Origin of the sequence: Kitasatospora sp. NPDC088351, assembly GCF_040685575.1 — a bacterium.
Taxonomy (GTDB): Bacteria; Actinomycetota; Actinomycetes; order Streptomycetales; family Streptomycetaceae; genus Kitasatospora.
In genome coordinates, this window is the sequence record NZ_JBFBIL010000005.1 from 33287 (window position 1) to 60216 (window position 26930).

At 72.9% G+C, this 26930-nt stretch carries 29 protein-coding genes; 16 read left to right on the forward strand and 13 right to left on the reverse strand.

Annotation, left to right across the window (positions count from 1 at the left end):
• The first annotated feature begins 42 nt into the window (after positions 1-42).
• The 5 genes from pstC to AB0P06_RS05290 all read left to right on the forward strand — a co-directional run bounded on the left by pstC (position 43) and on the right by AB0P06_RS05290 (position 6169).
• On the forward strand, positions 43-1074 hold the full coding sequence (gene pstC / locus AB0P06_RS05270) for a phosphate ABC transporter permease subunit PstC (protein WP_363605224.1): 1032 nt from the start codon (positions 43-45) through the stop codon (positions 1072-1074).
• Positions 1075-1135: 61 nt separating this feature from the next.
• Complete coding sequence (gene pstA / locus AB0P06_RS05275) at positions 1136-2386, forward strand: phosphate ABC transporter permease PstA (RefSeq protein ID WP_363605225.1); 1251 nt, start codon at positions 1136-1138, stop codon at positions 2384-2386.
• Between the two features lie 38 nt (positions 2387-2424).
• Entirely contained in the window at positions 2425-4239 is a 1815-nt protein-coding gene (locus AB0P06_RS05280) for a phosphate ABC transporter substrate-binding protein PstS (RefSeq protein WP_363605226.1), read from the forward strand.
• Positions 4236-5168, forward strand: coding sequence for a class E sortase (locus AB0P06_RS05285; RefSeq protein WP_363605227.1), 933 nt, complete (start codon positions 4236-4238; stop codon positions 5166-5168). Before AB0P06_RS05280 ends, AB0P06_RS05285 begins: the two co-directional genes overlap by 4 nt.
• 53 nt (positions 5169-5221) lie before the next feature.
• Positions 5222-6169, forward strand: a complete 948-nt coding sequence (locus AB0P06_RS05290) for a phosphate ABC transporter ATP-binding protein (RefSeq protein ID WP_363605228.1) — start codon at positions 5222-5224, stop codon at positions 6167-6169.
• Positions 6170-6206: 37 nt separating this feature from the next.
• Here AB0P06_RS05290 and AB0P06_RS05295 read toward each other — a convergent pair whose 3' ends face one another.
• The 3 genes from AB0P06_RS05295 to AB0P06_RS05305 form a co-directional block, all read right to left on the reverse strand.
• Complete coding sequence (locus AB0P06_RS05295; protein ID WP_363605485.1) at positions 6207-7040, reverse strand: HAD family hydrolase; 834 nt, start codon at positions 7038-7040, stop codon at positions 6207-6209.
• 88 nt (positions 7041-7128) lie between these two features.
• Positions 7129-8115, reverse strand: a complete 987-nt coding sequence (locus AB0P06_RS05300) for a hypothetical protein (protein WP_363605229.1) — start codon at positions 8113-8115, stop codon at positions 7129-7131.
• A gap of 87 nt (positions 8116-8202) precedes the next feature.
• Entirely contained in the window at positions 8203-8661 is a 459-nt protein-coding gene (locus AB0P06_RS05305) for a hypothetical protein (protein WP_363605230.1), read from the reverse strand.
• A gap of 167 nt (positions 8662-8828) precedes the next feature.
• Here AB0P06_RS05305 and AB0P06_RS05310 point away from each other — a divergent pair, with 167 nt between their 5' ends.
• Positions 8829-9005, forward strand: coding sequence for a hypothetical protein (locus AB0P06_RS05310; RefSeq protein WP_363605231.1), 177 nt, complete (start codon positions 8829-8831; stop codon positions 9003-9005).
• A 92-nt stretch (positions 9006-9097) separates the two neighbouring features.
• On the opposite strand, the gene AB0P06_RS05315 is transcribed toward AB0P06_RS05310, so the two are convergent.
• From AB0P06_RS05315 to AB0P06_RS05325, 3 genes are read right to left on the reverse strand one after another with little or no spacing between them, the layout of a single operon-like run.
• On the reverse strand, positions 9098-9844 hold the full coding sequence (locus AB0P06_RS05315) for an SDR family oxidoreductase (RefSeq protein WP_363605232.1): 747 nt from the start codon (positions 9842-9844) through the stop codon (positions 9098-9100).
• A complete protein-coding gene (locus tag AB0P06_RS05320; protein ID WP_363605233.1) occupies positions 9828-10547 on the reverse strand; it encodes a hypothetical protein in 720 nt (239 codons plus the stop codon). Before AB0P06_RS05320 ends, AB0P06_RS05315 begins: the two co-directional genes overlap by 17 nt.
• Positions 10544-11332 (reverse strand): SDR family oxidoreductase, encoded by a 789-nt coding sequence (locus tag AB0P06_RS05325; RefSeq protein ID WP_363605235.1) that lies wholly within the window; start codon positions 11330-11332, stop codon positions 10544-10546. The genes AB0P06_RS05320 and AB0P06_RS05325 overlap by 4 nt, the downstream gene beginning before the upstream one ends.
• Before the next feature lie 69 nt (positions 11333-11401).
• On the opposite strand from AB0P06_RS05325, the gene AB0P06_RS05330 reads away from it, so the two are divergent.
• Positions 11402-11926 carry a MarR family winged helix-turn-helix transcriptional regulator gene (locus AB0P06_RS05330; RefSeq protein ID WP_363605236.1) on the forward strand — a complete coding sequence of 175 codons (525 nt, stop codon included), beginning with the start codon at positions 11402-11404 and terminating at the stop codon, positions 11924-11926.
• A gap of 288 nt (positions 11927-12214) precedes the next feature.
• The gene (locus tag AB0P06_RS05335; RefSeq protein ID WP_363605238.1) at positions 12215-13339 is read left to right on the forward strand and encodes a hypothetical protein; all 1125 of its coding nucleotides are present in this window, start codon (positions 12215-12217) and stop codon (positions 13337-13339) included.
• Between the two features lie 250 nt (positions 13340-13589).
• Here AB0P06_RS05335 and AB0P06_RS05340 read toward each other — a convergent pair whose 3' ends face one another.
• From AB0P06_RS05340 to AB0P06_RS05350, 3 genes are all read right to left on the reverse strand, one after another.
• On the reverse strand, positions 13590-13781 hold the full coding sequence (locus AB0P06_RS05340) for a hypothetical protein (protein WP_363605240.1): 192 nt from the start codon (positions 13779-13781) through the stop codon (positions 13590-13592).
• Between the two features lie 127 nt (positions 13782-13908).
• Positions 13909-15159, reverse strand: coding sequence for a hypothetical protein (locus AB0P06_RS05345; RefSeq protein WP_363605241.1), 1251 nt, complete (start codon positions 15157-15159; stop codon positions 13909-13911).
• A 53-nt stretch (positions 15160-15212) separates the two neighbouring features.
• The gene (locus tag AB0P06_RS05350; protein ID WP_363605242.1) at positions 15213-15521 is read right to left on the reverse strand and encodes a calcium-binding protein; all 309 of its coding nucleotides are present in this window, start codon (positions 15519-15521) and stop codon (positions 15213-15215) included.
• Positions 15522-15607: 86 nt separating this feature from the next.
• Between AB0P06_RS05350 and AB0P06_RS05355 the strand changes: the two genes are divergently transcribed.
• The 8 genes from AB0P06_RS05355 to AB0P06_RS05390 all read left to right on the forward strand — a co-directional run bounded on the left by AB0P06_RS05355 (position 15608) and on the right by AB0P06_RS05390 (position 22600).
• Positions 15608-15853 (forward strand): LLM class flavin-dependent oxidoreductase, encoded by a 246-nt coding sequence (locus AB0P06_RS05355; protein WP_363605243.1) that lies wholly within the window; start codon positions 15608-15610, stop codon positions 15851-15853.
• A 527-nt stretch (positions 15854-16380) separates the two neighbouring features.
• On the forward strand, positions 16381-16917 hold the full coding sequence (locus AB0P06_RS05360; protein WP_363605244.1) for a nucleotidyltransferase domain-containing protein: 537 nt from the start codon (positions 16381-16383) through the stop codon (positions 16915-16917).
• A complete protein-coding gene (locus tag AB0P06_RS05365; RefSeq protein ID WP_363605245.1) occupies positions 16914-17381 on the forward strand; it encodes a hypothetical protein in 468 nt (155 codons plus the stop codon). Before AB0P06_RS05360 ends, AB0P06_RS05365 begins: the two co-directional genes overlap by 4 nt.
• Positions 17382-17445: 64 nt before the next feature.
• Positions 17446-18333, forward strand: a complete 888-nt coding sequence (locus AB0P06_RS05370; protein ID WP_363605246.1) for an LLM class flavin-dependent oxidoreductase — start codon at positions 17446-17448, stop codon at positions 18331-18333.
• A gap of 290 nt (positions 18334-18623) precedes the next feature.
• Positions 18624-19607, forward strand: a complete 984-nt coding sequence (locus AB0P06_RS05375; protein ID WP_363605247.1) for a hypothetical protein — start codon at positions 18624-18626, stop codon at positions 19605-19607.
• A 52-nt stretch (positions 19608-19659) separates the two neighbouring features.
• Positions 19660-20622, forward strand: coding sequence for a hypothetical protein (locus AB0P06_RS05380; protein ID WP_363605248.1), 963 nt, complete (start codon positions 19660-19662; stop codon positions 20620-20622).
• Positions 20619-21521 carry a hypothetical protein gene (locus AB0P06_RS05385; RefSeq protein WP_363605250.1) on the forward strand — a complete coding sequence of 301 codons (903 nt, stop codon included), beginning with the start codon at positions 20619-20621 and terminating at the stop codon, positions 21519-21521. The genes AB0P06_RS05380 and AB0P06_RS05385 overlap by 4 nt, the downstream gene beginning before the upstream one ends.
• On the forward strand, positions 21518-22600 hold the full coding sequence (locus AB0P06_RS05390; RefSeq protein ID WP_363605251.1) for a hypothetical protein: 1083 nt from the start codon (positions 21518-21520) through the stop codon (positions 22598-22600). Before AB0P06_RS05385 ends, AB0P06_RS05390 begins: the two co-directional genes overlap by 4 nt.
• A 31-nt stretch (positions 22601-22631) precedes the next feature.
• On the opposite strand, the gene AB0P06_RS05395 is transcribed toward AB0P06_RS05390, so the two are convergent.
• From AB0P06_RS05395 to AB0P06_RS05410, 4 genes are read right to left on the reverse strand one after another with little or no spacing between them, the layout of a single operon-like run.
• Entirely contained in the window at positions 22632-23324 is a 693-nt protein-coding gene (locus AB0P06_RS05395; protein ID WP_363605252.1) for a hypothetical protein, read from the reverse strand.
• Positions 23321-23890, reverse strand: coding sequence for a hypothetical protein (locus AB0P06_RS05400; RefSeq protein WP_363605253.1), 570 nt, complete (start codon positions 23888-23890; stop codon positions 23321-23323). Before AB0P06_RS05400 ends, AB0P06_RS05395 begins: the two co-directional genes overlap by 4 nt.
• On the reverse strand, positions 23887-24642 hold the full coding sequence (locus tag AB0P06_RS05405) for a hypothetical protein (RefSeq protein ID WP_363605254.1): 756 nt from the start codon (positions 24640-24642) through the stop codon (positions 23887-23889). The genes AB0P06_RS05400 and AB0P06_RS05405 overlap by 4 nt, the downstream gene beginning before the upstream one ends.
• On the reverse strand, positions 24639-26927 hold the full coding sequence (locus AB0P06_RS05410) for a hypothetical protein (protein WP_363605255.1): 2289 nt from the start codon (positions 26925-26927) through the stop codon (positions 24639-24641). Before AB0P06_RS05410 ends, AB0P06_RS05405 begins: the two co-directional genes overlap by 4 nt.
• Positions 26928-26930: the final 3 nt, after the last annotated feature.

Here is a 26930-nt window from a genome sequence, read left to right on the forward strand (position 1 = left end):
GTACCCGAGCACTTCCGTACCGAGCGCGCCGGAGAGCAGACCATGACAGCCGCCGCCGAGCCCGCGGCACCCTACGCCGGGGCTCCACGCCAACCAGACCGACAGCCCGACCCCGATGTACCCCGCACCATCACCGCCCCCGCCACGCCCGGCGACCGGGTGTTCCGCGGCCTGCTGCGCGCGGCCGGCCTCTCGGTCTTCGCCATCATGGGGCTGATCGCGTTCTTCCTGCTGCTGCGCGGTTCGGACGCGCTGACCGAGGTCGGCTGGTCCTTCCTCACCGAGCAGAAGTGGCAGACCCAGGCGCACAACTTCGGCATCGCCGCCGTGCTGCCCAACGGTCTGCTGATCGCCCTGATCGCCCTCGTCATCGCGGTGCCGGTGGCGCTCACGGCGGCGGTCTTCATCTCCGAGTACGCGCCGCAGCGGCTGCGGGCCACACTGGTCTCGCTGGTCGACCTGATGGCGGCGATCCCCAGCATCGTCTACGGCCTCTGGGGGCTGTTCTTCCTCCAGCCGAGGATCATCGGCTTCGTCCGCTGGCTGGCCAACCACCTCGGTGACGCCATCCCCTTCCTCAAGGTGCGCACCGGCGACATCGGCACCTCGTACACCTCCTCGACCTTCATCGCGGGCGTGGTCGTCTCCCTGATGATCATCCCGATCGTCACCTCGCTGAGCCGGGAGGTCTTCTCGCAGGCCCCGCAGGGCGAGCGGGAGGGCGCCTACGCGCTGGGCTCCACCCGCTGGGGGATGGTGCGCACGGTGGTGCTGCCGTTCGGCAAGGGCGGTGTGATCGGCGCGGTGATGCTCGGCTTCGGGCGCGCGATGGGCGAGACCATCGCCGTCGCGCTGATCATCTCGCCCAACTTCAAGACGATCACGCACATCCTGGAGAACGGCGCCAACTCGATCTCCGCGCTGATCGCCCTGCGCTTCGGGGAGTCGGACACCCTCTCGCTCTCCGCCCTGATGGCGGCGGGACTGGTGCTCTTCGCGCTCACCCTGCTGGTCAACCTGGCGGCCGGCTTCGTGATCAACCGGTCCCGCTCCGGCTCGGCCACGGCGGACTGACGATGACTCAACTGTCTGACGCCCGCCTCCCGCTGCCGCCCGCCCGTGAAGGGACGACCCGATGACCACGCTCGACCTGCCACCCGTCACGGCGCCCGCGCCGGCCGGCGTCCCGTCGGCGCCGGAGCCGCCCCGCCCGGAGAAGCGGGTGAAGCTCGGCGGGGTCACCCGCGAGGACGTGTTCACGCTGGCCGGCTCCGTCGTCGGTTCGCTGGCGCTCGACTGGATGCTGTACGAGCGGATCCTGCCGTTCAGCGGCGCGCTCGGCTTCCTGGTCTGCTGGTATCTGCTCTTCCTGGTCGGCTACTTCGCCCTCGGCCGGCTCCAGTGGGGGTCGCTGATGGTGCGCGAGCGCCTGGTCTCGGTGGTCGCCTGGAGCTCCGGCCTGCTGGTGGTGGCGCTGATCGCCGACCAGATCGGCTACGTGCTGCTGCGCGGCCTGGAGGCGGCGAAGCACCTCAACTTCTTCACCGAGTCGATGGACCACACCGCCGCGCTCTCCCCGATCACCTCGGGCGGCGCGCTCAACGCGGTGGTCGGCTCGCTCGAACAGCTCGGCCTGGCCACGCTGTTCGCCGTTCCGCTGGGGATCGCGGCGGCCGTCTTCATGTCCGAGGTCGGCGGCCGGATGGCCCGCCCGGTACGGACCCTGGTCGAGGCGATGACCGCGCTGCCGTCGATCGTCGCCGGGCTCTTCATCCTCGGCATCGTGATCCTCACCTTCGGCTTCGAGAAGAGCGGGTTCGCCGCGTCGCTCGCGCTCACCGTGATGATGATGCCGATCGTCACCCGCGCCGCCGAGGTGGTCATCCGACTGGTGCCGGGCACGCTGCGCGAGGCGTCCTACGCGCTCGGGGGCAGCCAGTGGCGCACCGTGTGGAACGTGGTGCTGCCCACCGCCCGGCCCGGCCTGGTCACGGCGGTGGTGCTCGGCATGGCGCGCGGCGTCGGTGAGACCTCGCCGGTGCTGCTGACCTCCGGCTTCACCTCGCAGTTCAACGGCAACCCGTTCAGCGAGCACCAGGTGTCGCTGCCGCTCTACATCTGGAACTACGTCAAGCAGCCCTACCCGGAGATGGTCGCCCGGGCGTTCGCCGCCGCGCTGACCCTGATGGCCGTGGTGCTGATCCTCTTCGTCACCGCGCGGGTGCTCGGCGGCCGGCGCCCCGGGCAGTTGACGCGACGTCAGAAGCGCCGGATCGAGCGCGGCGCCCGCCGCGCCGAGACCGCGGCCCGCGCGGTCCCCGCCGTCACCGTCACGACCGCCGCCACCGCCCGTACCGCCACGACCGTACCCGCCGGGGAGCACTGATGTCCCACCCAACCACCCTCCGCACCAGAGGAGTCCCCATGTCGTGGGAGGCCGCAAGCCGACCCGTGGCCCGCACGCTGGCCGTGCTGCTGTCCCTGCTGCTCGCCTCGGCCTCCCTGCTGCTGGGGCAGAGCACCCCGGCGTACGCGGCGGTCGCGCTCAACGCGGACGGCTCCAGCTGGGCCGGCCCGGCCATCGACCAGTGGCGCCAGGACGTCGCGCCGCAGGGCATCCAGATCAACTTCAACCCGATCGGCTCGGCGGCCGGCCGCACCCAGTGGAGCAACGGCCAGGACGACTTCACCGCCTCGGACGTGCCGTTCCGCAGCAAGCAGGACGACGGCATCGGCCAGACCGGGCACAACAGCGGTGTCGGTACTGCCGAGAACCCGCGCTACGGCTACTCCTACGTGCCGGTCACGGCCGGCGGGACGACGTTCATGTACAACCTCGTGGTGGCCGGGAAGCAGGTCCGCGACCTGCGACTCTCCCCGCAGACCATCGTGGACATCTTCACCAACAAGATCACCAACTGGAACGACCCGAAGATCACCGCGGACTACGGCAAGGCCCTGCCCAGCACGCCGATCACCCCCGTGGTCCGCTCCGACGGCTCCGGCGCCACCGCCCAGTTCACCCGCTGGATGAGCCACACGCACCAGGCCCAGTGGGACGAGTACTGCCGCAGCATCAACGGCGTCCCCTGCGGTGACTACACCGAGTTCTTCCCGCCGTCCGGCCGCATGGTCGCCCAGAACGGCTCCGACGTCGTCGCCGGCTACATCAAGGCCCCGTCCGGCCTCGGCACCATCGGCTACGACGAGTACGCCTTCGCCAAGCGCAGCAACTGGCCGGTCGTGAAGGTGCTCAACTCGGCCGGTTACTACTCCCTGCCGACCGCCTCCAACGTCGCCGTCGCGCTCACCGCCGCCAAGATCCGCGGCGTGGACGACAACACCGCGCCGGACGACCCGAACTACCTGCAGCAGAACCTCGACGCCGTCTACACCATGAACGACCCGCGCGCGTACCCGATCTCCAGCTACAGCTATCTGATCGTCCCGCGCGAGAACAGCCTGGAGAAGCTGCCGAAGTTCACCAACGAGAAGGGCAGCGCGCTCAGCCGCTTCCTCTCCTACGTGCTCTGCGAGGGCCAGGGCGAGGCGGACGGCCTCGGCTACTCGCCGATCCCGCGCGGCCTGGTCCGCGGCGGGCTGCTGCAGACCCAGCACATCCCCGGCAACGCCAGCCCGGTCGACCCCAACACCCTCTCCAACTGCGCCAACCCGACCTTCAACTCGGCCGGTGAGCTGACCGTCCTCAAGAACGCCCCGCAGCCCAGCCCGTGCGACAAGGCGGGCGCGCCGCTGAACTGCACCGTGGAGAACGGCAAGCCGGTCGGCAACGGGTCCGGCTCGGGCGGTTCGGCCACGGGCGGCAGCGGTTCCGGTTCGGCCGCGGGCGGTACCGGCGGTACCGGCGGTACCGGTAACGGCAAGACCCCCGGCACCACGGGCGCCGGCTCCGGCGCGGGCGGTACCGGCTCCGGAGCCGGTGGCACCGGTGACGCGGCCGGCCAGCCCGGCGCCGGCGGTGACGCGGCCGCCACCGGGGGCGAGGGCGACCCGACGGCCGAGGACGTCGTCGACCCGCAGACCGGCCAGGTGGTCGCCCGCGGCCGGGGCGGCGTCGCCACCGAGGTCCAGGCGAACGTGGTCGCCGTGGACGGGCGGCCCGAGGACTGGCTGCTGACCACCCTCACCGCGCTCGAACTGCTCGCCGTCGTCGCCGTGCCGCCGCTGCTCGGCCGCCGGCTGCTGCGCCGCCGCAACGCCACCGGCGGCCGGTCATGACGGCCCCGGCACTGGAGAAGCCCGCCGCCCCCGCCCGACCGGCGGCGGCCCCGGCGCCCGCGGCGGCTCCCGCCCCGGCGCCGAAGCCGGACGTGCCGGAGGCCGCCGCCGTGACGCCCGGGCGGCGGCGGTTCCTCCAGGCGGCCTGGGCGGTCAGCCTGCTCGCCGTGCTGGTGACGGGCTTCGTCGGGTACCTCTTCACGCTCTCGCACGTCCAGGAGCGGCACTTCCAGTCCACCGCCTACAAGACCTTCCGGGACCAGCTGGCCCGGGCGGTCGCCCCCACCGGCGCCGCCGCCGACGGGGACCCGGTGGCGCTGCTCGACATCCCGGCGATCGGCCTGCACCAGGCCGTGGTGGTCGAGGGCACCACCGGCCGGGACCTGATGCGCGGTCCCGGCCACCGCCGGGACACCGCGCTGCCCGGGCAGACCGGCGTGGCCGTGGTGTTCGGCCGCGGGGCGAGCTTCGGGGCGCCGTTCGCCGAGCTGTCCAAGCTGCGGGTCGGCGACAAGATCGAGGCGACCACCGGCCAGGGCAGGTTCACCTACACCGTCAACGTGTACGGCGACGGCGACCACCCGATCAGCGACCCGGTCCGCAACCGGCTGGTGCTGGTCACCGGGGACTCCAACTGGATCCCCGGCTCCACGGTGCTGATCGGCGCCCGGCTGGAGGGCGACCCCGAGGTCAACCCCGGCGGCCGGCCCGCCACCGTCCCGTACGACAAGGCGCTGGCCGCGGACAAGGGCGCGCTGGCCACGCTGCAGCTGTGGATGCTCGGCCTGCTCGGCGCGGTGGTGGCCGCCACCGTACTGGCCCGGCGCTGGCACCGCTCGGCCGCCTATCTGAGCCTCGCGCCGGTCGTCGGCGCGCTGCTCTGGGCCGTGTACGAGAACGCCGCCGCCCTGCTGCCCAACCTCTACTGACGCGCGCCCGGAGGACCGTACCGATGACGGACGTACCGATGACGGAAGTACCGATGACCGACGCACCGATGACCGACGCACCGAACCCGACCGGCGGACCGCACCAGGGCGCCGTGCCCCACCCGGTGGACCGGGCCGGGTACGCCCGGGCCGGCGACGCCGAGACCACCCTCACCCTGCCGCCCGTCCCGGCGGCCGACCTGTCGGCGGGCCCGGGCCAGGAGGGGCTGGCCGGGCTGGAGACCAGGGACGTCTCCGCCTGGTTCGGCTCGCACAAGGTGCTGGAGCGGGTCTCGCTCGCCATGCCGGCCGGGGAGGTCACCGCGCTGATCGGTCCGTCCGGTTGCGGCAAGTCCACCTACCTGCGGATCCTCAACCGGATGCACGAGATGGTGCGCGGCGCCGCGCTCGCCGGCGAGGTGCTGCTGGACGGCGACGACGTGTACCGGCCCGGGCGGCGGCCCGCCGAGGTGCGGCGCCGGATCGGGATGGTGTTCCAGCGGCCGAACCCGTTCCCGGCGATGTCCATCCAGGACAACGTCGCCAGCGGGCTGAAGCTGGCCGGGATCAAGGTCTCCAAGGACGAGCGCGAGCACCTGGTGGAGTCCAGCCTGCGCCGGGCCGGGCTCTGGGACGAGGTCTCCACCCGGCTGCACACCCCCGGCGGTGCGCTCTCCGGCGGTCAGCAGCAACGTCTGTGCATCGCAAGGTCGTTGGCGGTCTCGCCGGACATCCTGCTGATGGACGAGCCGTGTTCGGCGCTCGACCCGACGTCCACCCGGCGGGTCGAGGAGACCATCGCCGAGCTGCGGGGGCGGCTCACCATCGTGATCGTCACCCACAACATGCAGCAGGCGCAGCGGGTTTCGCAGTCCTGCGCGTTCTTCCTGGCCACCCACGACACTCCGGGCCGGATCGTCGAGGCCGGGCCGACCGGGCAGCTGTTCGGCAGCCCGCGCGACCAGCGGACCTCGGACTACGTCAACGGCCGCTTTGGCTAAGGGGCTTGATGGCCGGAGCGGCTGCTGGGCCCTGGGGCTACGCCTCGGGGCCCAGCAGCCGTTCCAGCACCGCCGCGACGCCGTCCTGCTCGTTGCTCACCGTGTGCAGCGGCACCGCCGCCAGCACCTGCGGGTGCGCGTTGGCGACGGCGTACGCGGTGCCGGCCCAGGCCAGCATCTCCAGGTCGTTCGGCATGTCGCCGAAGGCCACCACCTCGCTCCGGTCGATCCCGCGCCCGGCGCACCAGTGGGCCAGCGTGCTGGCCTTGGTGACGCCGGGCGCGCTGATCTCCAGCAGCGGGATCGGGGCGGAGCGGGTGATCTCCGCCAGGTGCCCGGCCGCCTCCCGGGCCTCGCCGAGCAGCTTGTCCGGGTCGAGGTCCGGGTGCTTGGCGAGCAGCTTGAACAGGCCGCGCACCGGGCCGCCGGTGCCCAGCAGCTCCTCCGCCGGGCCGACCGGATGGTTCTCGTCCTGGCCCCACATCCGCACCTCGTAGCCGGGCTCACGGGCGAACCCGGCCGGGTACTCGAAGGCGAACGCGGTGCCGGGCAGCTTGGCCCGCAGCGCCGCCACGACGGCGAGCGCGTCCTCGGCGGAGAGCGGGAAGGACTCCAGCAGCTCGCCGCGCCGGACGTCCACCACCGCGCCGCCGTTCGAACAGATCGCCACCCCGTGGCCGCCGATGTGCGGGCTGACCTGCTGCATCCAGCGCGGCGGGCGGCCGGTGACGAACACCACCTGGATCCCGGCCGCCTCGGCCGCCGCGAGGGCGGCGGCGGTGCGCTCGGTGACGGTGCCGCCGGAGCACAGCAGGGTGCCGTCCAGGTCGGTGGCGATCAGACGGGTGGCGGCAACGGGGCGGGGCGGCATCGGCTGGCTGGTCACCGCTCCATCTTCGCCTACCGCCGTCGGGAGGTCACCGCCGAGGCGGCGGCCTCCCGACGCCCCGAGGCCTGCCTCAGACGACGACCTTGAGGGTCACCGCCGCGGTGTGCAGGGTGCCACCGGTGCGGAACTGCAGGAACAGCCGCCAGTCGCCGGCCGCGGGCAGTTCGGCGTGGAACGCCAGGGTCGGGCCGCCGGTGCCGCCCGGCTCGGCCCCGGCCTCGGGGTGGAGGTGGGCGAAGGCCTGGTCGCCGGTGTGGAAGGCGGTCAGGTGGGCGAAGGTGTCGAGGTACGGCTGGAGGTCGGTGACCGGCTTGCCGTCCCGGCTGACGGTGACCTTCAGCTCGCCGGCCCGCCCGGCCACGGGGGTGCCCTCGACGGCGACGGTGTAGCCGTCCACGGTCGCGGTGCCGGTGGTGGTGCCGGTGGTGGCGGGCGGCTCGGCGGCCGTCGCCGAGCCGTCGCCGGGGACGGTCACGGGGCGGCTGAGCACCAGACCGGTGCCCTTTCCGGCGCCGCTGTCCGGGATGAACGAGGCGTAGACCCGCCAGTCGCCGGGGGCGAGTGCGGTCAGCGGGGCCGTCCAGGTGCCGTCGGCGGCCATCTCGGGGTGCAGGTGCTGGAAGCCGGTCAGGTCGGAGCGGATCGCGTAGGCGTGCATCCGCATGGTCTGGTCGGTCTGGTAGGCGGTGACGGGGCTGCCGTCCGGGCCGGTGACGGTGAACCGGTACTCGGTGGGTGTGCCGGCGGGGAGTGTCCCGGTGGCGGGGTCGAGGCGGTAGCCGTTCTGCTCGGCGGCGAGACCGGGGGCGTTCGCGGAGCCGGGTGTGGCGGTGGTCCCGGCCGCGGTGGCCGAGTCGGCGCCGGGCGGCTGGTGGCCCTGATGGCCGCCGCTGGGGGAGGCGGCCGGCGTGGCGGTGCTCGCGCCGTGGTCCATCCCGCTCATCCCGTTCGCCCCGCCCGTTCCGGCGGAGCCGCAGGCGGTCAGGGCGGCCGCGAGGACGGCGGCGCCGGCGGTGAGAGCGAGGGTGCGGGTGCGGTGACGGGGGGTGGGAGTCATGTCGGTCGGTGTCTTCCGGTGGGTACGGGCAGGACGCGGCGCGCCCGGCCTCCCCGCGTTCGGCGGTGGAGCCCGGCGCGGGCCCGGTCAGGTCCGTGCGACGCACACCCGGAGGAGCAGCCGCCGCCCGGCGGCGGGTGGTGCCCGTGGGCCGCCGGTCCGCCGCCCGCGCGGGTCGGCGGCGACCCGGACGGCGAGCAGCGGGGCGAACGCCCCGGCGGCGAGCGGCGCGGCGGCGGGCAGCCCGGCGCCGTCCCGGTCCCGGGTGGACACGCAGGAGACGGCCTGCGGATCACTGCCGCGCGCCCGGTGGCCGTCCAGGGCGGGGGCGTCGTGGTGCGGGCCGGCCGCCGCCATCGCGACCGCCGCTGCCCCGGGTTCGTGGCAGCCGCCCGCCGAGGTGGGGGAGCCGTGCATCAGGAACAGCCCGGCCAGGAGCGCGCCGAGCACCAGCAGCCGGGCCATCGCCCCGCCGCTCTCCCCGCCGCTCGGCCGTCCGCTCGGCCGTCCGCTCGGCCGTCCGCTCCCGTGCCCGTCCGCCGTCACGGGCCGGAGAATACCCCCTGCCCGTATCTGTTTCCGGTAAGTGCCGTGCCGTGCGGCGCGTTTCGGCCCCGGATACGACGTTTCCAGCCGATTCGCACCCGATCGGGGTGTCCCGCTTCCCCCGCACGGGCAGAACTGCCATGGCCACCCCGTCGGCAGGAAGAGCCATGCCAACTCGCCAGCTTCGAGACGAGCGCCCACCGACCACCCCGGACGACACCCGCGACGCGCGCGAACCGGTCCTGATCGGCGACGTCATCTTCGCCGCCCTCGCCGACATCGCCCGCCGCACCCCCGAGGCCCCGCCCCGCTTCCCGGCCCAGCGCACCCGCCCGCACCCGTAGCCGGGCCTTCCTGTGCGCCGCGCACCCGCCGGCCCCGGGACCGGTCGGGGCGGCGGTCCGGTCCGCGGTCCGGCAGTTCGGGACCGGAGGCCTCAGTAGGAGACTTCGACGACCGCCCGGTGGGTGCGCCGGTCGCCCACGCCGGTGAGCAGGTAGTGGGCGAGGTCGGCGCGGGAGAGCGAGGTGGCGGCGGTCAGATGGGCGTTCTCCGCCGTCCGGTAGCGGCGGGTGAGCGGTCCGTCGGTGAGCATCGGCGGCCGGACGACCGTCCACGCGGTGTCGTCGGTCCTGACCACGGCCTCCATCCGGGCCATGTCGGCGTAGCCGTGGCGGTAGAGCCGCTGGATCACCAGCCTGGTGACCAGCCGCTGGGCGAGCGGGATGCCGGGGTCGGTCTCCAGACCGGCGGAGGACAGACAGAGCAGGCGGCTCACCCCGGCTTCGTGCATGGCGGCGAGGATGTTCAGGGTGCCCTGCGAGTAGACCGTCGTGGGGCGCCGGCGGTCGGTGCTGCCGAGGCAGGACAGGACGGCATCGTGTCCGGCGAGGGCCGAACGCCAGCCCGCCGCGTCGAGGACGTCACCGCGCAGGACGGTCAGTGGCCCGTCGGCCTTCCGGGAGGCGGGGGCGGGGACGCGGCCGGGGTCACGGACGACCGCGGTGACGGCGTGGCCCGCGGCCAGGGCCTGCGCCAGGAGTTGTACGCCGGTGCCTCCGGTGGCACCGAAGACCAGCAGTTTCCTGGCCCGACCGGCGGCCGTGGCCGTGACCTGGTCCGTGGCCTGGTTTGCGGCCTGGTCCGTGGCCTGGTCCGTGGTCGTCTCATCCCTCGCGGTCATGTCGTCCCTCCGTCCGCACACGCTGCCGGGGCAGCAGGAACCCGGCGGCGATCAGCCAGGCCAGGCCGGTGAAGCGGGCAATCGGCAGCAGCACGGCCGCGCCGTCGACCAGCAGGGTGAGGGCGGCCAGTTCGGCGACGGCGGCCACGACCAGACCGGCCAGTGCCAGCCGGCGCGGCAGCAGGCGGGCGAGGAGACCGGGTACGGCGATCCCGGCGACGAGCAGACCGAGCGGCACCACGTGCCCGGGCCCGCCGGTGGCGAAGGCCAGGTACTGCAGCGCCCGGACGAGCGCGGGCTGGTCGAGCACCTCGGGCCGGGAGAGCGCCCAGGTGACCAGTCCGCAGCAGGCCAGGAAGGCCGATGCGAGCACGCCGCCGGTCAGGGCGATGGTCGCGCCCGGGGCGCGGACGCCGAGTCGGTGCAGTCGCGCGGAGACGGTCGCGGCATAGACGGCGAGCGGGATCGCGGCCGCGAACTGCAGGGCGCCGGAGGCCTGGACGGCGCCGTGGTGGTCGCGGAAGTAGGCCACGATCTCGTCGGTGCGGCCGAACGGCGAGGGGAACGGATGACCGTCGGCCAGCAGGGTGCTGATGATCAGGCCGGCCAGGAACAGCGCGGTGAACACCACGGCGAGCACACCCGGTGGGGGCCCGCCCTGGGCCTGTCGTCGTGCTGGAGGAGAGACAGCGGCGATGGTCATGCGATCACCCGCCCGCCGGACAGGTCGAGCGTGGCTCCGGTGACCCAGGACGCGGCGTCGGAGGCGAGGTAGAGCACCGCCTGTGCGACGTCCTCGGGCCGCCCGAGCCGGCCGAGCGGGAACATGCCGGCCAGGCCGGTCAACTGCTCGTCGGACATGGACTGTCGCATCCGTTCGTTGAGTACCGCCGACGGCGCCAGGCAGTTGACCCGTACGCCGTGGCGGCCGACTTCGTTGGCCAGATGCCGGGCGAACATCAGCACGCCGGCCTTCGCGGCGGCGTAGGCGGCGTTCGATCCGCCGGGGTGGCGGCCGGCGGTGGAGGACATCATGACCACCGTGCCCGACCTCCGTTCGATCATGGCCGGCAGGAAGGCGGACACCGTCAGATACACCGATGTCAGGTCGGACGCGATGGCGGCGTTCCACACGTCGGGTGTCAGCCGCGCGGTCGGTACGGGCCGGCCCTGGCCGCCCGCGAAGGGGGCGAGGATGTCGACCGGGCCCAACTCGCGCTCGATGACGGCGCGGAGCCGCCCGGCCGTGTCCGGCTCGGTCACGTCCCCCGGCGCAGGAACGGCGTGCCCGCCGTCCTCGGTGATCGACCGGACGACGGCCTCGATCGCCGTCTCGTCCCGCCCGTTGACCGCGACCTTCACCCCGTTGGCCGCCAGGGCCCGGCACGTCGTCGCGCCGATGCCGCGCGATCCGCCGGTGACGAGAGCGACCTTGCCGTCGAGATCCGGGTGGCGGGGCCAGCTGTCGCCGGTACGTGGTGATTCCATGGGAATATCCGTTCTCTCGACTGAACAGTTCACAGTGGAGAATCATTTAGCTTTCCGTACCATAGCCCCGTGAGCAGTGCGTGGCAACCAGACCAGGACTCCGGCCCGCCGGCCCCGCGCCCCGGGGGCGGAGCGGCGTTCCTCCTCGCCCAGATCGGGGCGCACGCCGCCGCGCGGTTCGCCGAACGGGTCGCCGAACTCGGCCTGACCCCACCGGACATCGGGCTGCTGCGGATGATCGCGGGCAAGCCGGGCCGCAGCCAGCGATCGCTGGCGACCGACCTCGGGGTGGTGCCCAGCCGTGTCGTCGCCCTGATCGACAACCTGGACCGCAAGGGACTGGTGGAACGGCGGCGCAGCACCGAGGACCGCCGCAACCACGAGCTGTACCTGTCCGACGAAGGCCGCCGCGTGCTCGGCGGCGTGGGGAAGGTCGCCGCCGAGCACGAGGACGCCCTCCTCGCCGCCCTCGACGAGGGCGACCGGGCGCAGCTGGCCCGGCTGCTCGACACCGTCGCCCGCCAGCAGGGCCTCACCTCCGGCGTCCACCCCGGCTACCGCCACCTGCCCCCGGGCCGTCGCGGCCGAGCCTGACAGGGGGCGTCGCTCCGGCACGGCCGCGCCCGGAACGGTGTCACTCCGTGTGAGCGCACTCTTGGCGGACGTCACCGCGCGGCCGCCCGCGGGCCTGCCTAGCGTGACGTCATGAGCAACGTCGGATCAGGGTCGCCCGGGACGAACTCCGGTCGGGCCGTGCCGCGGTAGCGCTTTCACCGCTCGGTGCTCCTGGTGCGCCGATGCGGCCGGGAGGCACGTGCGGCGGCGTCGGCGGAGTCCGTTCCGTCCGCAGACGTCCCCTACTCGATGTCCAGGAGGCTTCACGTGAGAGTTCGAGTCCGCACCCGCCTGACGACGATGGCCGCGGTGGTGGTCGCCATGGCGGCCGGCACGGCCACGGCCACCCCGGCGGGCGCCCGCGAGCCGTTCGTCGGTCCGCTGAACACCGTGTCGCCCATCGCTTCGACAGTCCCGGCCAACGGCGATCTGAACCCCTACGGCACGGCGGTCGTCCAGCACAGCGCCGGTGACCTGCACCGGGGCAATGTGCTGGTCAGCAACTTCAACAACAGCCTCAACCAGCAGGGCACCGGCACCACGCTGGTCCAGGTGAGTCCCGACGGCACCGCGCGGCAATTCGCCGAGATCGATCCCGCCCGCCTGCCCGGCCCCTGCCCGGGTGGTGTCGGGCTCACCACCGCGCTGTCCGTCCTCCCCGGCGGATGGGTGGTGGTCGGCAGCCTGCCCACGGCCGACGGCACCTCGGCCACCGCCCGGGCGGGTTGCCTGCTGGTTCTGGACAGCCACGGCACGGTGCGCGAGACCTTCGCCGGTGAAGGCATCAACGGCCCGTGGGACATGACCTCGGTGAGCCACGGGGACAGGACCGAACTGTTCGTGACCAACGTGCTCAACGGCACGGTGGCCGGCGGCGGCAACGACGTGAATCAGGGCACCGTGCTGCGGATCACCCTGGACACCGGGCGCGCCGGGGAGCCGCCCTGCCGGTTGGCGACCACCAGGATCGGCTCCGGATTCACCGAACGCACCGATCCGGCGGCCCTGGTGATCGGCCCGACCGGCGTCGGACTCGGCCAGGACGGCACCCTCTACGTGGCCGACACCGCCGGCAACCGGATCACCGCGATCCCGGACGCACTGACCCGCGACTCCGACGCGGGTACCGGCCGGGAAGTGACCGCGGGCGGCAGGCTGAACGGCCCGCTCGGCCTGGCGATCGCACCCGGGGGCGACATCCTCACGGTGAACGCCGGCGACGGCAACCTCGTGGAGACCACCCCGCGCGGCGCCCAGGTGGCATTCCGCCGACTCGACGCAAGCGGCAACCCTCCGGGGGCCGGTGCGCTCTTCGGCCTCGCCGTGGACCTGGACAAGGACGCCGTCTACTTCGTCGACGACGCGACCAACCAGCTGGACGTACTGCACTGATCCCACCCTGACCCCCGGCAACGCCGGACGGAGGCGGTGCGTGGCAGTCGTGCGCGAGCGTGGCCCCGGTCCGGCGAGACCGGGCGAGTGCGCACGGCTGCCTCAAGGCGGCTGTCCACACGGCGCCCGTCGGATCCGGCGGGCGACCGCCCCGGCGCCGTGGCCGGAGACGCTGCCCGAGAGCTTCTTCACGCATTGACCTGGGTCGATCCGCTCCCGAGCAGCGCCCCGAGCAGCGCCCGGAGCGGCGTCAGAAGGGGCTCATCTCATCCAGGACCCGCTCCGCAAGCTCGATGATCGCCTTGACTTTCGGGGCGTCGTCAGCCACATCCTGGGCTTCGATCTCGGGCGAGTCCAGATCCGCGTACTCCGCCTGGTTCCGACGTCGGCGCATACGGTCAAAGGGCCTGAGAGCTGCCCCGAGGGGCGGCCCTGCTGCCATTTCATCCCCTACTTGCCCTGAAAGGCAGTACGCAGGAGTGGCAGCAGCGCTGGCGGAGGAGCTTGCATAGATTGAAGAGCAGCTTGCGACTTATGCAAGTACCTACTCTGAGTATCGCAATTCGCTCCTATGGGTGATCGGGTTGACGCGGCACGCGCCGCGCCCTGGTGAGCTTCCGTTGTCGGCCGCCCGCGGCGAGTTCGCCGAGGCGCTCGCCGACCACGGAAACGCCGGGGCGGGGCTCCTGGGCGTAGTACCAGGGCTTCCGCCGACGCAACAGCTCCTCGCCGTCCTCGCCCCAGGTGAATCCGGGCTTCCGCAGCAGCTTCCGGAACACCGCGTCGACCGTCTCCGGGTGGGCGGCGGCCAGTCGGTGGATCGGCAGGGGCGCGATCGACTCCTCGCGCAGGTAGGTGCGCAGCACGTCCTGGTGCTGCCTACGGCCCGCGAGGACCGGGTCGGCGAAGAGGTCCCGCAGCATCCCGTAGTCGGCGTAGAAGTTGAGTCCGTCGACCTCGTCGTAGATGACGCCGACCGTGTCCGAGTCCGCGAGGGACTGCGGCAGTTCGAAGGCCGGCAGATCGATTCCTGGCAACCGCCTGCCCCGGGCGCGGTCGGGCCGCTCGGCGACGGCGGCCTCCTGCCGGTGCCGGTAGTAGGCGTTGAGCCGCTCCTCGGCCTCGGCAGGGGGAAGAACCAGTTCGTCGCTGCCGCAGAACTCGATGAACGCCGCCCGGTCCTCCCGCATCGACGCCCATCCCTGCTCGATCTTCTCGGGGTTGCGGAAGACCAGTTCAGGGTGGTTCGTCGCCAGTTGGAGTGCGGCCCGGGCGATCTCGGTGGCGCTGGACTTCGGGTAGGACGACATCGCCCCCGAGATCAGCCACGCGGCGTCGGCCGAGTGGACGGGCACCAGGCAGGCAAGGAGGAATCCTCCTTTGGACACTCCGCGGAAGGCCGCCTGCCCGACGTTCGAGTACGTGCGGTACTCCAGGTCGTCGACCAGGTTCAGCAGGACGACGGCTTCCCCGTCCTTGCGCCGGATCTCGAAGACGCCCTCGACCGGGTCACGCCAGCCGAGCAGCATCTCCCGGTCGGCCTCGCTCAAGTCCCGCCGCCCGGCGACGAATCGGTCCACCACGGTCGAACCGTCCGGCAGGCGGTACCGCAGGATGAAGTGGTCGATGATCCGGATGGCCTCACCCTCGTCCAGCAGCCGCTCAGGGCCCGCGGCCTCCAGCAGAAGGGGAGTCAACCACCGGTCGAAGCGCGCGCTCTGCGCGAAGGCGACCAGCTCCCCCTTCAACTCGGCACTGCGCTCGATGAGATCGGTGAGCGAGCGCTCGCCGTGATCCGCGCCCCGAACGGCAATCGCCATGTCCTGTCTCTCCCCGCGAGCCAGTTCTGAAGTGATGTGTGAGCTGCTCGGCATCAGCCGGCCCAGTGTCGGTAGGCGTCGATCCACTCGGCGCCGTCCGGGGCAGGTGTCGGCATCGGCAGCTCCAGGATCCCGATCTTCTGTCGAACGGGGCCGCGAGAGCACAGGGCGACGATCCGGCCGTCCGGCGTGAGGTCGACGCCGCGCACGGTCACGTCGATGCCGAGAACTGTCGCGCTGAACGGCACCGCGAGGTTCTCCTCGATCATGGTGAACAGCCCGGTCAGTTGTTCGTCCTCACCGTAGGCGTCAACGGTGGCTTCATCGATCATGGCCTCAAGCTCGGCTTTGCCCAGTCCCATGGCGCCACGTTAACGGTCGTCCAGGCGTCGTCGCCGCGGGTTGCTCGAAGCCTCACCTGCCGGAGCGAACGCGCAGGGTCGATCGCATGCGCTTGAGCACGGTGATCCTCCCCAACCACCGGTGGAGCGAGGGGCAGAAGATCTGGCGGCGGGCCGAGGAACTCGGGTTCCACGCCGCGTACACCTATGACCGCCTGTCGTGGCGGTCGTTCCGGGACGAGCCCTGGTTCGGGGCGGTGCCGACGCTGACGGCGGCGGCCACGGCGACCGAGCGGCTGCGGCTCGGGACGCTGGTGACCTCGGTCAAGCCTCGTTCACCCATCGCAGCCTGACCTGCGAGAACGCGACGTCGGGGTCGAGGAGAGGTGATGAAGGCGGCAGATCGGCTCGACCTGTCCTGTATCGGCAGCGCGATCAGTGGACGTCGCGGCAGTGTTCGGCGGCCCGGTGGCCGCCCCCGGACACGGTGGCCAGCGGCCTTCGCGGAGAACAGACGACGGTGTACTGCGGGGGCAGGCTATCGCCATCGCCTCGGACAGTGGCGGCGGATCAGGGGTACTGCGCTCGATCGGGTTGATCGGTGCGGGGGCTGTGCCGCAGCCCCGGGCGAGGACCGGGTTGGCGGACCGCAGCAGGTACTCGCGCAGGTGCGGGAGGAGTATCTCGCCGGCGGCCCGTGGGGCAGCCGGGTGGGGTACCGGTCGCTGCGCGAGCTTGCCGGCTCCGCTGCCTTACGCAGCGTGATCACTCTCTGACCGTGAGGCGATATATGCATTACGCGCATGATATTCTGCGCGTAATGAAGCCTTCCGCACCCTCTCTGCTCCCCCTGTTCCGGTCTCAGCTGCAGGGAGACCTGTTGGCGCTCACTCTGCTGAGCCCGGAGCGCAGTTGGACGCTCATCGAACTGGCCAAGGCGCTGGACGTCTCACACACGGCGGTGCTCAGAGAGGTGGACAGGCTGATCGGCGCTGAGATCCTCACAGGGAAGCGGCTCGGCCGTACCCGGATCATCAGTGCTCGAACGGACACCCTGCTGTATCGACCGCTGTGCGACCTGCTGCTCGTGACATACGGGCCAGTGCCTCGACTCACGATGATCCTCTCGACTCTCGACGGAGTCGAGGAGGCATACATCTACGGCTCGTGGGCGGCCCGTTACGAGGGGGAGCCCGGTCCGATCCCAGGAGATGTCGATGTCCTGGTCGTCGGGCAGCCCGACCCGGACGAGCTCTTCGACATCGCCGAGCAGGCCTCGCGAGAGCTGCACCGGGAGGTCAACGTCCACCGCGTCTCCCCGCTGGCCTGGGCCTCGGAGAGCGCCGAACCGTTCCTCACCTCGGTCCGCGAGCGACCGTTGGTCCGCCTGACGCTGCACAAGGAGAATGGCGCGTGAACCGCTGGGAACAGGGCCGTGCGACCGTTGACGACCTGATCCAACGACGTGAGGTCGAGAGGGTGCCGGCGTCTGCGGAGCACGCCCAGGCGGAGTTGGCTCAGTCACGGCAGCACCTGGCCTCTGCGAAGCTGCTCCTCGACGTCGACCCGGTCGGCGCGTACAGCCTCGCGTACGACGCCGCGCGCAAGGCGCTTGCCGCGGTCTTGATGAACCAGGGTCTCCGTGCCACGAGCAGGGGTGGCCATGTCGCCGTGTACGAAACGGTGAAGGCGCAGCTCGACCCGCCGTTGGGCGGAGTCCTGCGACCGTTCAGCCGCATGCGGATCCGCCGCAACGAGAGCGAGTACCGGTCTGCCGAAGCCCCGGCCATCACCCCCGAAGAGGTGAGCGGCGATCTGCCGAAGGCGCAGGCGATCATCGATCTTGCCGAGAAGGCGATGCCCCACATGAGCCGCTACTGACCCCTGGGTGCGGCCTGCCTTGATGACCAGGGCCCACGACGACCGCTCCCGTAGGGTCGACGGCATGCGACTGAGTACCGTGATCCTCCCCGTCCACCGGTGGGCCGAAGGACAGAAGACCTGGCGGCGGGCCGAGGAACTCGGGTTCCATGCCGCGTACACCTATGACCACCTGTCGTGGCGGTCGTTCCGGGACGAGCCCTGGTTCGGGGCGGTGCCGACGCTGACGGCGGCGGCCACGGCGACCGAGCGGCTGCGGCTCGGGACGCTGGTGACCTCGCCGAACTTCCGGCATCCGGTGACGCTGGCGAAGGAGGTCGTGTCGTTGGACGATGTGTCGGGCGGACGGCTGACGCTGGGGGTCGGGGCCGGGGGGACGGGGTTCGACGCGACGGCGATGGGGCAGGAGGCGTGGTCGCCGAGGGAGCGGGCGGACCGGTTCGGGGAGTTCCTGCCGTTGCTGGACAAGCTGTTGCGGCAGGATGCGACGACCGAGGCGGGGGCGTACTACTCGGCGGTCGAGGTGCGGAACATCCCCGGGTGCGCGCAGACGCCGCGGGTGCCGTTCTATGTGGCGGCGACCGGGCCGCGCGGGCTGAAGCTGGCGGCGGAGTACGGGCAGGGCTGGGTGACGTACGGGGACCCGAAGGGGCCGGCGGACGTGCCGGTGGAGCAGGCGCCCGCAGTGATCGCCCAGCAGATCGGGAAGCTGACGGTGGCGTGCGAGGCGGCCGGGCGGGACGTGGGCGAGCTGGAGAAGGTGCTGCTCCAGGGCTCGACGGCGGAGAAACCGCTGGAGTCCCTGGGTGCCTTCGTCGACTGGGCGGGCACGTACCAGGAGTTGGGCATCACGGAGTTGGTGATCCACTGGCCGGTGCCGGACTCGATCTTCGCGAGTGACCTGGCCGTCTTCGAGCGGATCGCCACCGAGGGCCTGGCGCAGTTGGGCTGACGGGACGCGGTCGGTGTGTTCGGCGCGCTCGGCAGGGCCGTCGGGCCGGTCGGACGCGGCGGCTCCCGAACCGCGGCCCCGATCCGGCGCGGCGGCCCGTTGCGGTTAGATCACGACGTGTCCGTTTGATTGATCATTGGGCGGGAGTGTGGTGATTCATTTTGTTGGCAGAGGTGTGGACCGGCTCTCATAATTGCAGGTGAGACGCGTGACGGTCGGCCTGGAGAGCCACGGGGGGTGGCTCGCGAGGGGCCCGTGCGCGATATTCCACTTTCCCCGGGGGGAGTTCCTTGTCCGCGCCCGAAAACGTGCCGCCCGCCGCAGATCCGGTGAACGGTGCCGTGCCCGCGCCCGTGCCCGATCTCGCCAAGACCGCTGTCGAGCCCGCCACTGAGCCTGCGGCCGTCGAGCCCGCGCCTGCCGTCGAGCCCGCGCCTGCCGTCGAGCCCGCTACCGCCGAGCCCGCTACCGCCAAGCCCGTGCCTGCCGCCGAACCCGTCGCCGCGCCCGCGCGCAGGCTGCCGCGCGCCGTCGGCGTGGCCCTCGCCACGGCCGGCCTGCTCGCCGTCACGGCGACCAGCGCGGCCGTCACCGTGGCCGTCGGGAAGCCGGAGTCCCGGCCGGCCGTCGTGGCCGGACCGACCGGCACGGCGGCCGCGGGCGTGTCACCGACCGCCTCGCCGAGCCCGAGTGCGTCCGCCACCGCGTCCGCCGTGCCGACCGAGGTACCGGCCGTCCCGCCCGCGCCCAAGCCGACGAGCACCGTCAAGGGCAGCGTCAACGGCGGCAAGCACGAGGGCGATCTGCGCTACTTCCTGCTCCCGATCCCGGACGGTGGCGAGTCGTACGGGCCGGTCGACGGTGCGACCCTGACCGACGACGAGGTCTCGGAGATGTTCGGCAACCAGGACGGCATCATGCGGATCCTGGGCTCGTACGGGTACAAGGACGCCGCCAGCCGGATGTACCGCACGGCCGACGGGAAGGCCGAAGTCACCGTCACCCTGCTGCACTTCGGTTCCACCCGGGAGGCGGGCGACTTCGCCAAGGGCTACACGATGAAGCAGGACTCGATCGACATCGACGGCGATCCCAACGCCCACGGCTATGTGCACAAGCCCAAGCAGCAGGCGTACACCGGCTCGATGACCGGCATCTCCAGCCAGGGCGACGTCCAGTACACGATCGACGTCGAAGTGAAGGGCACTCCGGACAAGGCACTGCTGAGCGAGCTGATGAAGCGCCAGCGCGAGTGGCTGTCCTCCGGCGGCTGAACCCCGCCGCCCGTCGTCGACGTCACCTTTCCTTCCTTTCTGGAGCCACTTCGTGACCACCGAATCCGTGGAGCCGTCGCCCGCCGACGCGCCTCCGGCGGCCGTTCCGCCCGTACCGCCCCCGGCCGCGCCCGGGGTGCCCGAGGCGCCCGCCGTGCCGCCCGCCCCGCCTGTAGTGCCGCCCGCCCCGCCTGTAGTGCCGGCCGTCCCGCCGCTGCCCGAGGCCGTCGCCCCGGAGGCCGTCGCGCCGGACACGGCCCAGGACGCGGCCCCGGACGCCGCCCTGCCCGTCGACGCCGCCCTGCCCGCCGACGCGGTCCCGCCGGTGCGCGCCCCGCGCCGTCCCCGGCCGGTGCTGCTGCTGGTGTCCGCCCTGCTGCTCGGCACGGTGGTCGGCGGTGCCGTCGGGTACGCGATTCAGGCGAACCGCCCGCCGACCCCGCTGCCGCCGATCCAGGTCGCGCTGCCCTCCTACCCGGCCGAGGCGGCGGACCCGGCGGCCGTCGCCGCGGAGGCGCCGAAGGCGCTGGCCATCGACGGCGACCTGCGGAAGCTGCTGATGACGGCTCCGGACGGCAGCACGGCCTGGGCCGACTACCCGGACCGGCCCAGCTGGATCACCGTCGGCGAACTGGCCGGCCACAGCGGCAGTTCGGCCTCGCTCTTCAAGGCGCTGAACTCCAAGGACTTCCGGCGGGCCGTCGAGGTCGACTGGAAGAAGGACGACCTGAAGGTCCGGGTCACCCTGATCCAGTACGCGGCGGACCGCGCCGCCGAGGCGAAGTCCCGTGCGGCCGGTTACCACCTCACGCCGTTCGCGGAGGGCGCCAACGGCGGCTACCAGGTCGACACCCAGGCCGAGTACTGGGCCGAGACCACCGAGCAGTTCTACTACGGGTCCGCGCTCGCGCAGCGCGGAACCGTGGTGATGGACGTCGAGGTCTTCGGCACGAAGCCGGTGAACCCCGATGTCGTGAAGGACATCGCCAAGCAGCAGTGGGAGCGGCTGGTATGAGCGACAGCACCGTGACCGGGGCCGCGGCCCCCGTGCCGACCGTCGAGCCGACCGCCGCCGTCGAGCCGGCACCGCCCGTCGTGGACGCGCCCGCCGCCGAGGCCGTCACTCCCGAGGCCGTCACTCCCGAGGCCGTCACTCCCGAGGCCGCCGCCCCCTCCCCGGCCCGCCGACGGCTGCTCCGCGCCACCGGCGCGACGGTGGCGGCCGCCCTGGTCGGTGTGGGCATCGGCATCGGCATCATCAAGACCCAGTACGACGACCCGGCTCCCGTCGTCGTCGCCGGGCCGACCACCGCCCCCGCCCCGACCGCCACGCCCACCCCCTTCGGCGCCAAGTCCAACGGCAACCACTTCGGTTCGCTGCGCGACCTGCTGCTGCCCGTCCCGGCCGGCTACGAACTCGGCCCGGACGAGGGCGGCTACGGCAACGACGTCGAGCTGGGCGCGGACGTGCTCTCCGCCGAGCTGGACGACGACCTCCAGCAGATCCCCAAGGAGAAGCGCGACAAGCTGCGCGCGTACTGGGAGAGCCTGCACGTCAAGGCCACCGGCGTGCGCACCTACAAGAACACGGCGGACGACCTCGTCATCGGGATGAAGCTGCGCCAGTTCAACCAGCAGGAGGTGCAGAAGCTGAACGAGTACACCGCCGTCTTCACGGGCGACACCGGTCTCTTCCGCATCGGCCCGCAGATCCCCGGCCACCCCGAGGCGCACTGCTACCTGATGCCCGCTCCGCCGTCCGCGCCGATCGACAACCTGGAGTGCTCGGCCGCCGAGGGCGACCTCCTGGTGGTCATGAGCGCCGAGGGCGTGGCACCGCTGCCCAAGGACAGGATCGTCGCCCTCTTCGTCCAGCAGCTCGACCGCCTCGCCAGCCCGGGAGCGTCCGCATGACCGACAGCGCCACCCCCCACGACAACGCGGCCACTCCCGCCGACGCGCCCCCGGTCGCGCCGGTCGCACCGCCCGCCCCGGTCGCGCCGGTCGTGCCCCCGGCTGCCGAGGTGAACGTCTGGAGCGCCCCGGAGGCGCCACTCCTGCCGCCTCCGCCGGCGGAGACGCCCGAGGAGCGCGCGGCCCGTCGTACCCGCCGGCGCAAGGCGGCGCTGCGCTGGAGCGCGGCCGTCCTGGTGCTGGCCCTCGCCGGTACCGGCGCCGCGGCGGCCGTCACCGCGCCGGACCGCACCGACCTCCCGGGGCTGGCGACCGAGAGCGACGGCCGGTACACCTTCCCGGCGCTGGCCCTGCCGCCGCTGCCGTCCGGCAAGGCCGCGCCCAGTGCCAAGGAGAGCAAGGGCCGGCACGCCGCCGACCTGCGCCATCTGCTCCTGCCCGTCCCCAAGGAGGCCGGTGGCTCCCTGGCGCCGGTGGTCTTCCCGACTCCGACCGCGAGCGCGGGTTCGAGCGCGGGCGCGGATGCGACCGCGAGCCCGTCGGCGAGTCCTTCCGGGACGGCGGCCCCGAGCGCGAGCCCGTCGGCCGGGGGCACCGCCACCACGGCGGCACCGTCCGCCGGTCCGGCCGTCGCCGACTGGGTCGCCTGCGACGCCGCCGCCGCGGACCAGCTGGACCCGGCCAGGACGCGGGCCCTGCTGCTGCAGGACGCCTGCCGGGCGGCCACCGTCCGGGAGTGGACCGCCTCCGACGGCACCCGCACCCAGATCCGGCTGCTCCGCTTCGGCTCCTCGCCCGAGGCCTGGGACGTCTTCGCCGACCTGCGTTCCAACGGCGAGTGGAAGGACCTGCCGGGTCTCAAGACCGGCTCCGCCCAGGGCTGGGACGACGTCTCCGGGGTGGACCGCACCATCCGGGAGAGTCCGGTGATCACCACCAAGTCCCGGACCAACGGATACCTGGCCTACCTGAACGCCGGGGACGTGGTCGGCATCGTCGTGATGACCAACCCCACGGACGGCGTTCCCGAGGCCGCCTTCCGCCAGGTCGTCACCCTCCAGTCCGACCTGCTGGGCTGACGGACCGGCCGCCACCGTGCGACCGGGCCGGTCACTCCACCGTGACCGGCCCGGCCGGCAGCCCGACGGGGGCGGTGCAGCCGAGCGCCCGTTCGGCGGCCCGGCGCGCGAAGTCCACGGCCAGCCCGGCCGTGCGCTGTCGGCCCGGTCCGGCGGCCGTACCGCCGCCGGCCCCGGCCAGCCGTACGGTCGCCAGGTAGTACCAGGTCCGACCGGCGCCCGCGCCGCCCGATCCTGCCACCCCGCCCGACCCCGCCTCGCCGTCCGCGCCGCCCGACCCCGCCGTGCCGTCCGCCGGACCGGTGGCGCAGGTGAAACGGACCACCGCCCCGTCGGCACCCGCCCGGCCGGCGCCGAACGGGCGGAAGTCCGCGCGCGCCGACGCCGCCTCGTCCCTGTCGCGCTCCGCCTCGGTGGCGGCGCCGCGCGCCGTGACGGTGAGCGTCCGCCCGCCCGGGCCGGTCACCACACAGGCCAGTACGGTGGCGGACTTCGCGTCGCCCGGCCGGTACTGGGTCTCGACCCGGACGCGGTGGGTGGCGCCGAGCAGTCCGGTGAAGCCGGGGCCGTCGAGCGCGCCCCGGCACTCGCCGTGCGAGAGGTCGACGGCCGGCGGCCGGTCCTCGACGGCGTCGAGATGGCGGTGCCAGCCGAACAGGCCACCGCCCAGGACCAGCAGCAGCGCGGCCGGGACCGCCAGGACGGAACGACCGGGCCCGTTCATCCGCAGACGTCCTTCCGCTGCTGCGCCAGCGCGTCCCTGGCGACGGACTCGAGCTCGGCCCGACCGACGCGGGCCGCCGCACCGGCGGTGACCTCCAGCCGTACATGGCCGACCGGCTGGTCCTTGCCGGGGCAGTAGTCGGCGACCGCGGCCCCCCGGGCCCAGGAGGCGGAGAGGCTGCCCGCGCCGAAGCCGTGCGCGTCCGGCTGCCCCGCGGCGGCGGGGGAGAGCGCCGCCGAACCCTCGTGCCGGGCCGCTGTGACGGTCAGCGCGGTCCGCCCGTCGACCCGGATCACGCAGGACCGCGGGCCGGGGCCGCCGTAACCGTTCGCCTCCCGCTCCTCCACGTCCTGGGCGCCCGGGGGCAGCAGCCGCCCGAGCGGGGTGCCGTCGCCGGTGGACAGGCCGCAGAGCCGGGCGGCCCGTCCGGGCTCCTCCGCCGGCTGGTGGGCGCGCCAGTCCAGGTAGCCGACCGTCCCGGCGGCCGCGACCGCCAGCCCGAGCGCCACCGGCAGCGCCCGGCCGACCGGCAGCCGCCCGCGCCGCGGCCGCCCACCGGTGCTCACGCGGTCGGGCTCGCCGAACTCCCGCCGCCCGAAGGCGAACTCGTACCACCCGAGGACGAACCCTCGCCGCCCGCAGCCGAGTTCCCGCCGCCCGCCGGAGTGAGCACGGGCTCCCCGGTGGGCCAGTCGACGGGCGCGGTGCAGCCGAGCGGGCCGCGGGCGGCCCGCTGCGCGGTGTCGGCGGCGAGCCGGGCCCAGTGCTCCGGGGTCCACTTGGGGGAGCCGGCCGGATTGGCCTGCCCCGCCGAGGCGTTCGGGCCGACCTGCACGGTGAAGTACAGCCCCTTCTCGCTACCGGAGCGCCGGTAGGTGCCGTCACAGCGGAAGGTGAGCTCGGCCCGCCAGCGGGTGACCTCGCTGCGGTCGCCGAAGCCCAGGGTGAAGACCGGCTCGCCGGGGAGCGGGGCGTTGGCCCTGGGGCCGCCGCCCGGGGTCTCGCTCCCGGCCAGTCGGACGAGCAGGCCCGGCCCCCGCTTGGCGTCGACCGCGCAGTCCAGCAGCTGGAGCCCGGCCTGGCGCTGCGCGTCGAGCTGCTTGTCCAGCTTGTACGCCGCCGAGGCGCCGTCGCTCAGTACGGCCTCGGCGTAGCTCTCGCGGACGACGCCCTCGCAGGCCGTCTTCGCCCCGGCGCTGCTGCCGCCCTCGCCGCCCTCGCCGGTACCGCCGTCGCTGCCGCACCCGGCCAGGGCCAGGGCCAGGGCGGCGGCCACGACCACCGCGGCGGCGGCCGGTCGGCGCTGTTCGCTCATCATCCGGAGACCTTCCCGTTGGAACTCTGGCTGCCCGAGGAGCCGTCGGTGTAGCCGTCGAGCACCCGGTCTCCGGCACTGTCGGCCAGTCGCCGGATGTCGTCGGCGCTGAGGGCCGTCCCGAACGCGGCGTCGGTGACGGCCTGTTTGGCGCCGAGCGCCGCGCTGCCGCGGCCGTCGGCGACGTAGTCGCGGCCCTGTTGCCGGGCCTCCCCGGTGGTGTCGCGCTCGTTGGCCTTGACCACGCTGTCGGTGATCTCCTCGACCAGGAAGTTCGCCACCTCGCCGGCGACCGGCACCTTCTCGGTGACCGCGCCGATCGTGCTGCTGAAGACCGTCTTGGCGTAGCCGGCGTTCTTCTCCAGCGCCTCGTTGTACTCCTTGTCGGAGGCGGCGTGTTCGCTGTGGACTTCGTTGATCCGGGCCTCGTTGAGGATGCCGCTGACCACGCCGCCGGCCCGCGAGGTGGAGTCGATGTCGGCCTCCAGCCGGGCGAAGTCGGTCTGCCCGCTGTCGATGTGGCCGCGGATGACGGCGGTGGAGTAGGCCTGGTTGGCGTTGACGACGGCGCCGTAGGCGTCCGGGTCGCGGCCGAGCGCGTCCAGCAGGCCGCGGACCGGCGCCTCCCTGAGGTTGGCGGGGGCGCCGTTGACCGGCAGGTCGTCCTTGTGCGGGGAGAGCGCGCGCTGGGTGTCGCCGATGTAGTCGGCGGTCATGTGCCCGAGGCTGTCCCGCAGCGGGGCGAACTTGGCGTCCTCGCCCTTGAGATCGTCGAGGACACCGCCGTTGCCGTGGGTGCCGAAGGTCTGCACGACCCGGTTCATCACGTCGGCCTGGTCGGCGGTGTGCTTGGCCGGCGGGCCCGACGGATCGTCGTACGGGCGGCCGGTGGTGGCCGCCTCCAGGGCGTGGCCGAGGGCGTCGGGGCCGCTGTGCATGCCCTGCCGGCGCAGCTCGTTCTTCTGCGAGACGGTGTCCGGCGTGTACTCCTTGTCGTGCGTGAAGTACGTCAGGTAGTCCGCCGGGGTGGTCCTGCCGTTCGGGTTGACGGTGCCGTCGGTGTTGTACGCGGTCGGCCGGTCGTGGAAGAACCTGGTGGCCGCCTCGGGGCTGTGGCCCAGCGCCTCCAGGATCGCTGTGGTCGGCTCGAAGCCCGAACCGCCTTCCGGGCCCAGCAGGTTGTAGCCGCGCCGGTCGCTGCGCGGGCCGAAGACCGGGGCCGGCCAGTACTTCTCGTCGGTGTCCAGCTGGGTGATGTGCTCGGCGATCGGGTTGAGGAAGTGCGGGTCGTAGTCGCCGGTGCGCAGGATGCCGGAGAGCACCTGGTAGCCGTACGGCGCGTAGTCCATGCCGCTTTGGCGGTAGGGCTTGTCCCACATCGTCTCGGAGCCGGCCTTGCGCAGGTCGGCGGCCCACTGGTCGGACAGGTGCGGCTCGTTGGTGGTGCGGGTGGCGGTGGCCAGGTTGAGGCCGAGGTTCTTCTGCAGCTCCTGGTACTGCTTCCACCGGGCGTCGCTCGCGCCGTTGAACTGCTGTTCGTCGCCGACCATGCTGTTCCAGGCCTGTAGCGTCCCCTTGGGGCCGAGGTCCTGGTAGAACCTGGTCGAGAACTTCGGGTCGTTGGCGTTGGCGGCCAACAGGGAGTTGAGCTCGGTGAGTTCGGCATCCGAGATCTTTCCGCCCTTGGCGGCCAGCTGGGCGGCGCGGTCGCCGTCCCCCTCCGGGCCGCCGCCGATGGCCCTGGCGTTGAAGGACTTCACGTTGTCGGTGGCGGTGTCGGAGCCGAGCGCCCAGGCGGCGCGTTCGTCGGCGGCGGTGGCCTCCTGGACGGCCGCGTCGATCGCCTTCCGGGCGGCTTCGGCCTTGCTGCGGTACTCCGCCTGGTAGGCCTGGTTGGCGTCCGGGTCGTGCCGGGTCGCGTGGTCGGCCGGGGGCCAGCTGACGGTGCCGGTGTCGCTGACGGTCAGTCCGGCGGCCCTGGCGTCGGCCACCGCCTTGTCGAGTCTGGACCTGGCGGCCTGGAAGTCCTGGCCGGCGTCCTTGAGGATCGAGGCGATCGCGCCCGCCTCGGTCACGGCGGCGGTCAGCTGTTCGTTGACGCGCTGGAGTTTCGGCCTGGCCTGATCGGCCGAAGGGCCGGTCCAGTTCGCGGAGTCGACCTTGGCGATCACCGCGTTGTCCCAGTCCTGGTCCATCGACCGCAGCTTCTTGACGACGTCCTCCCAGGCGGAGGCGGCGGTGCCGAGGACGTCCAGCTTGGCGGTGCTCAACTCGTGGAAGTCGACCATCTC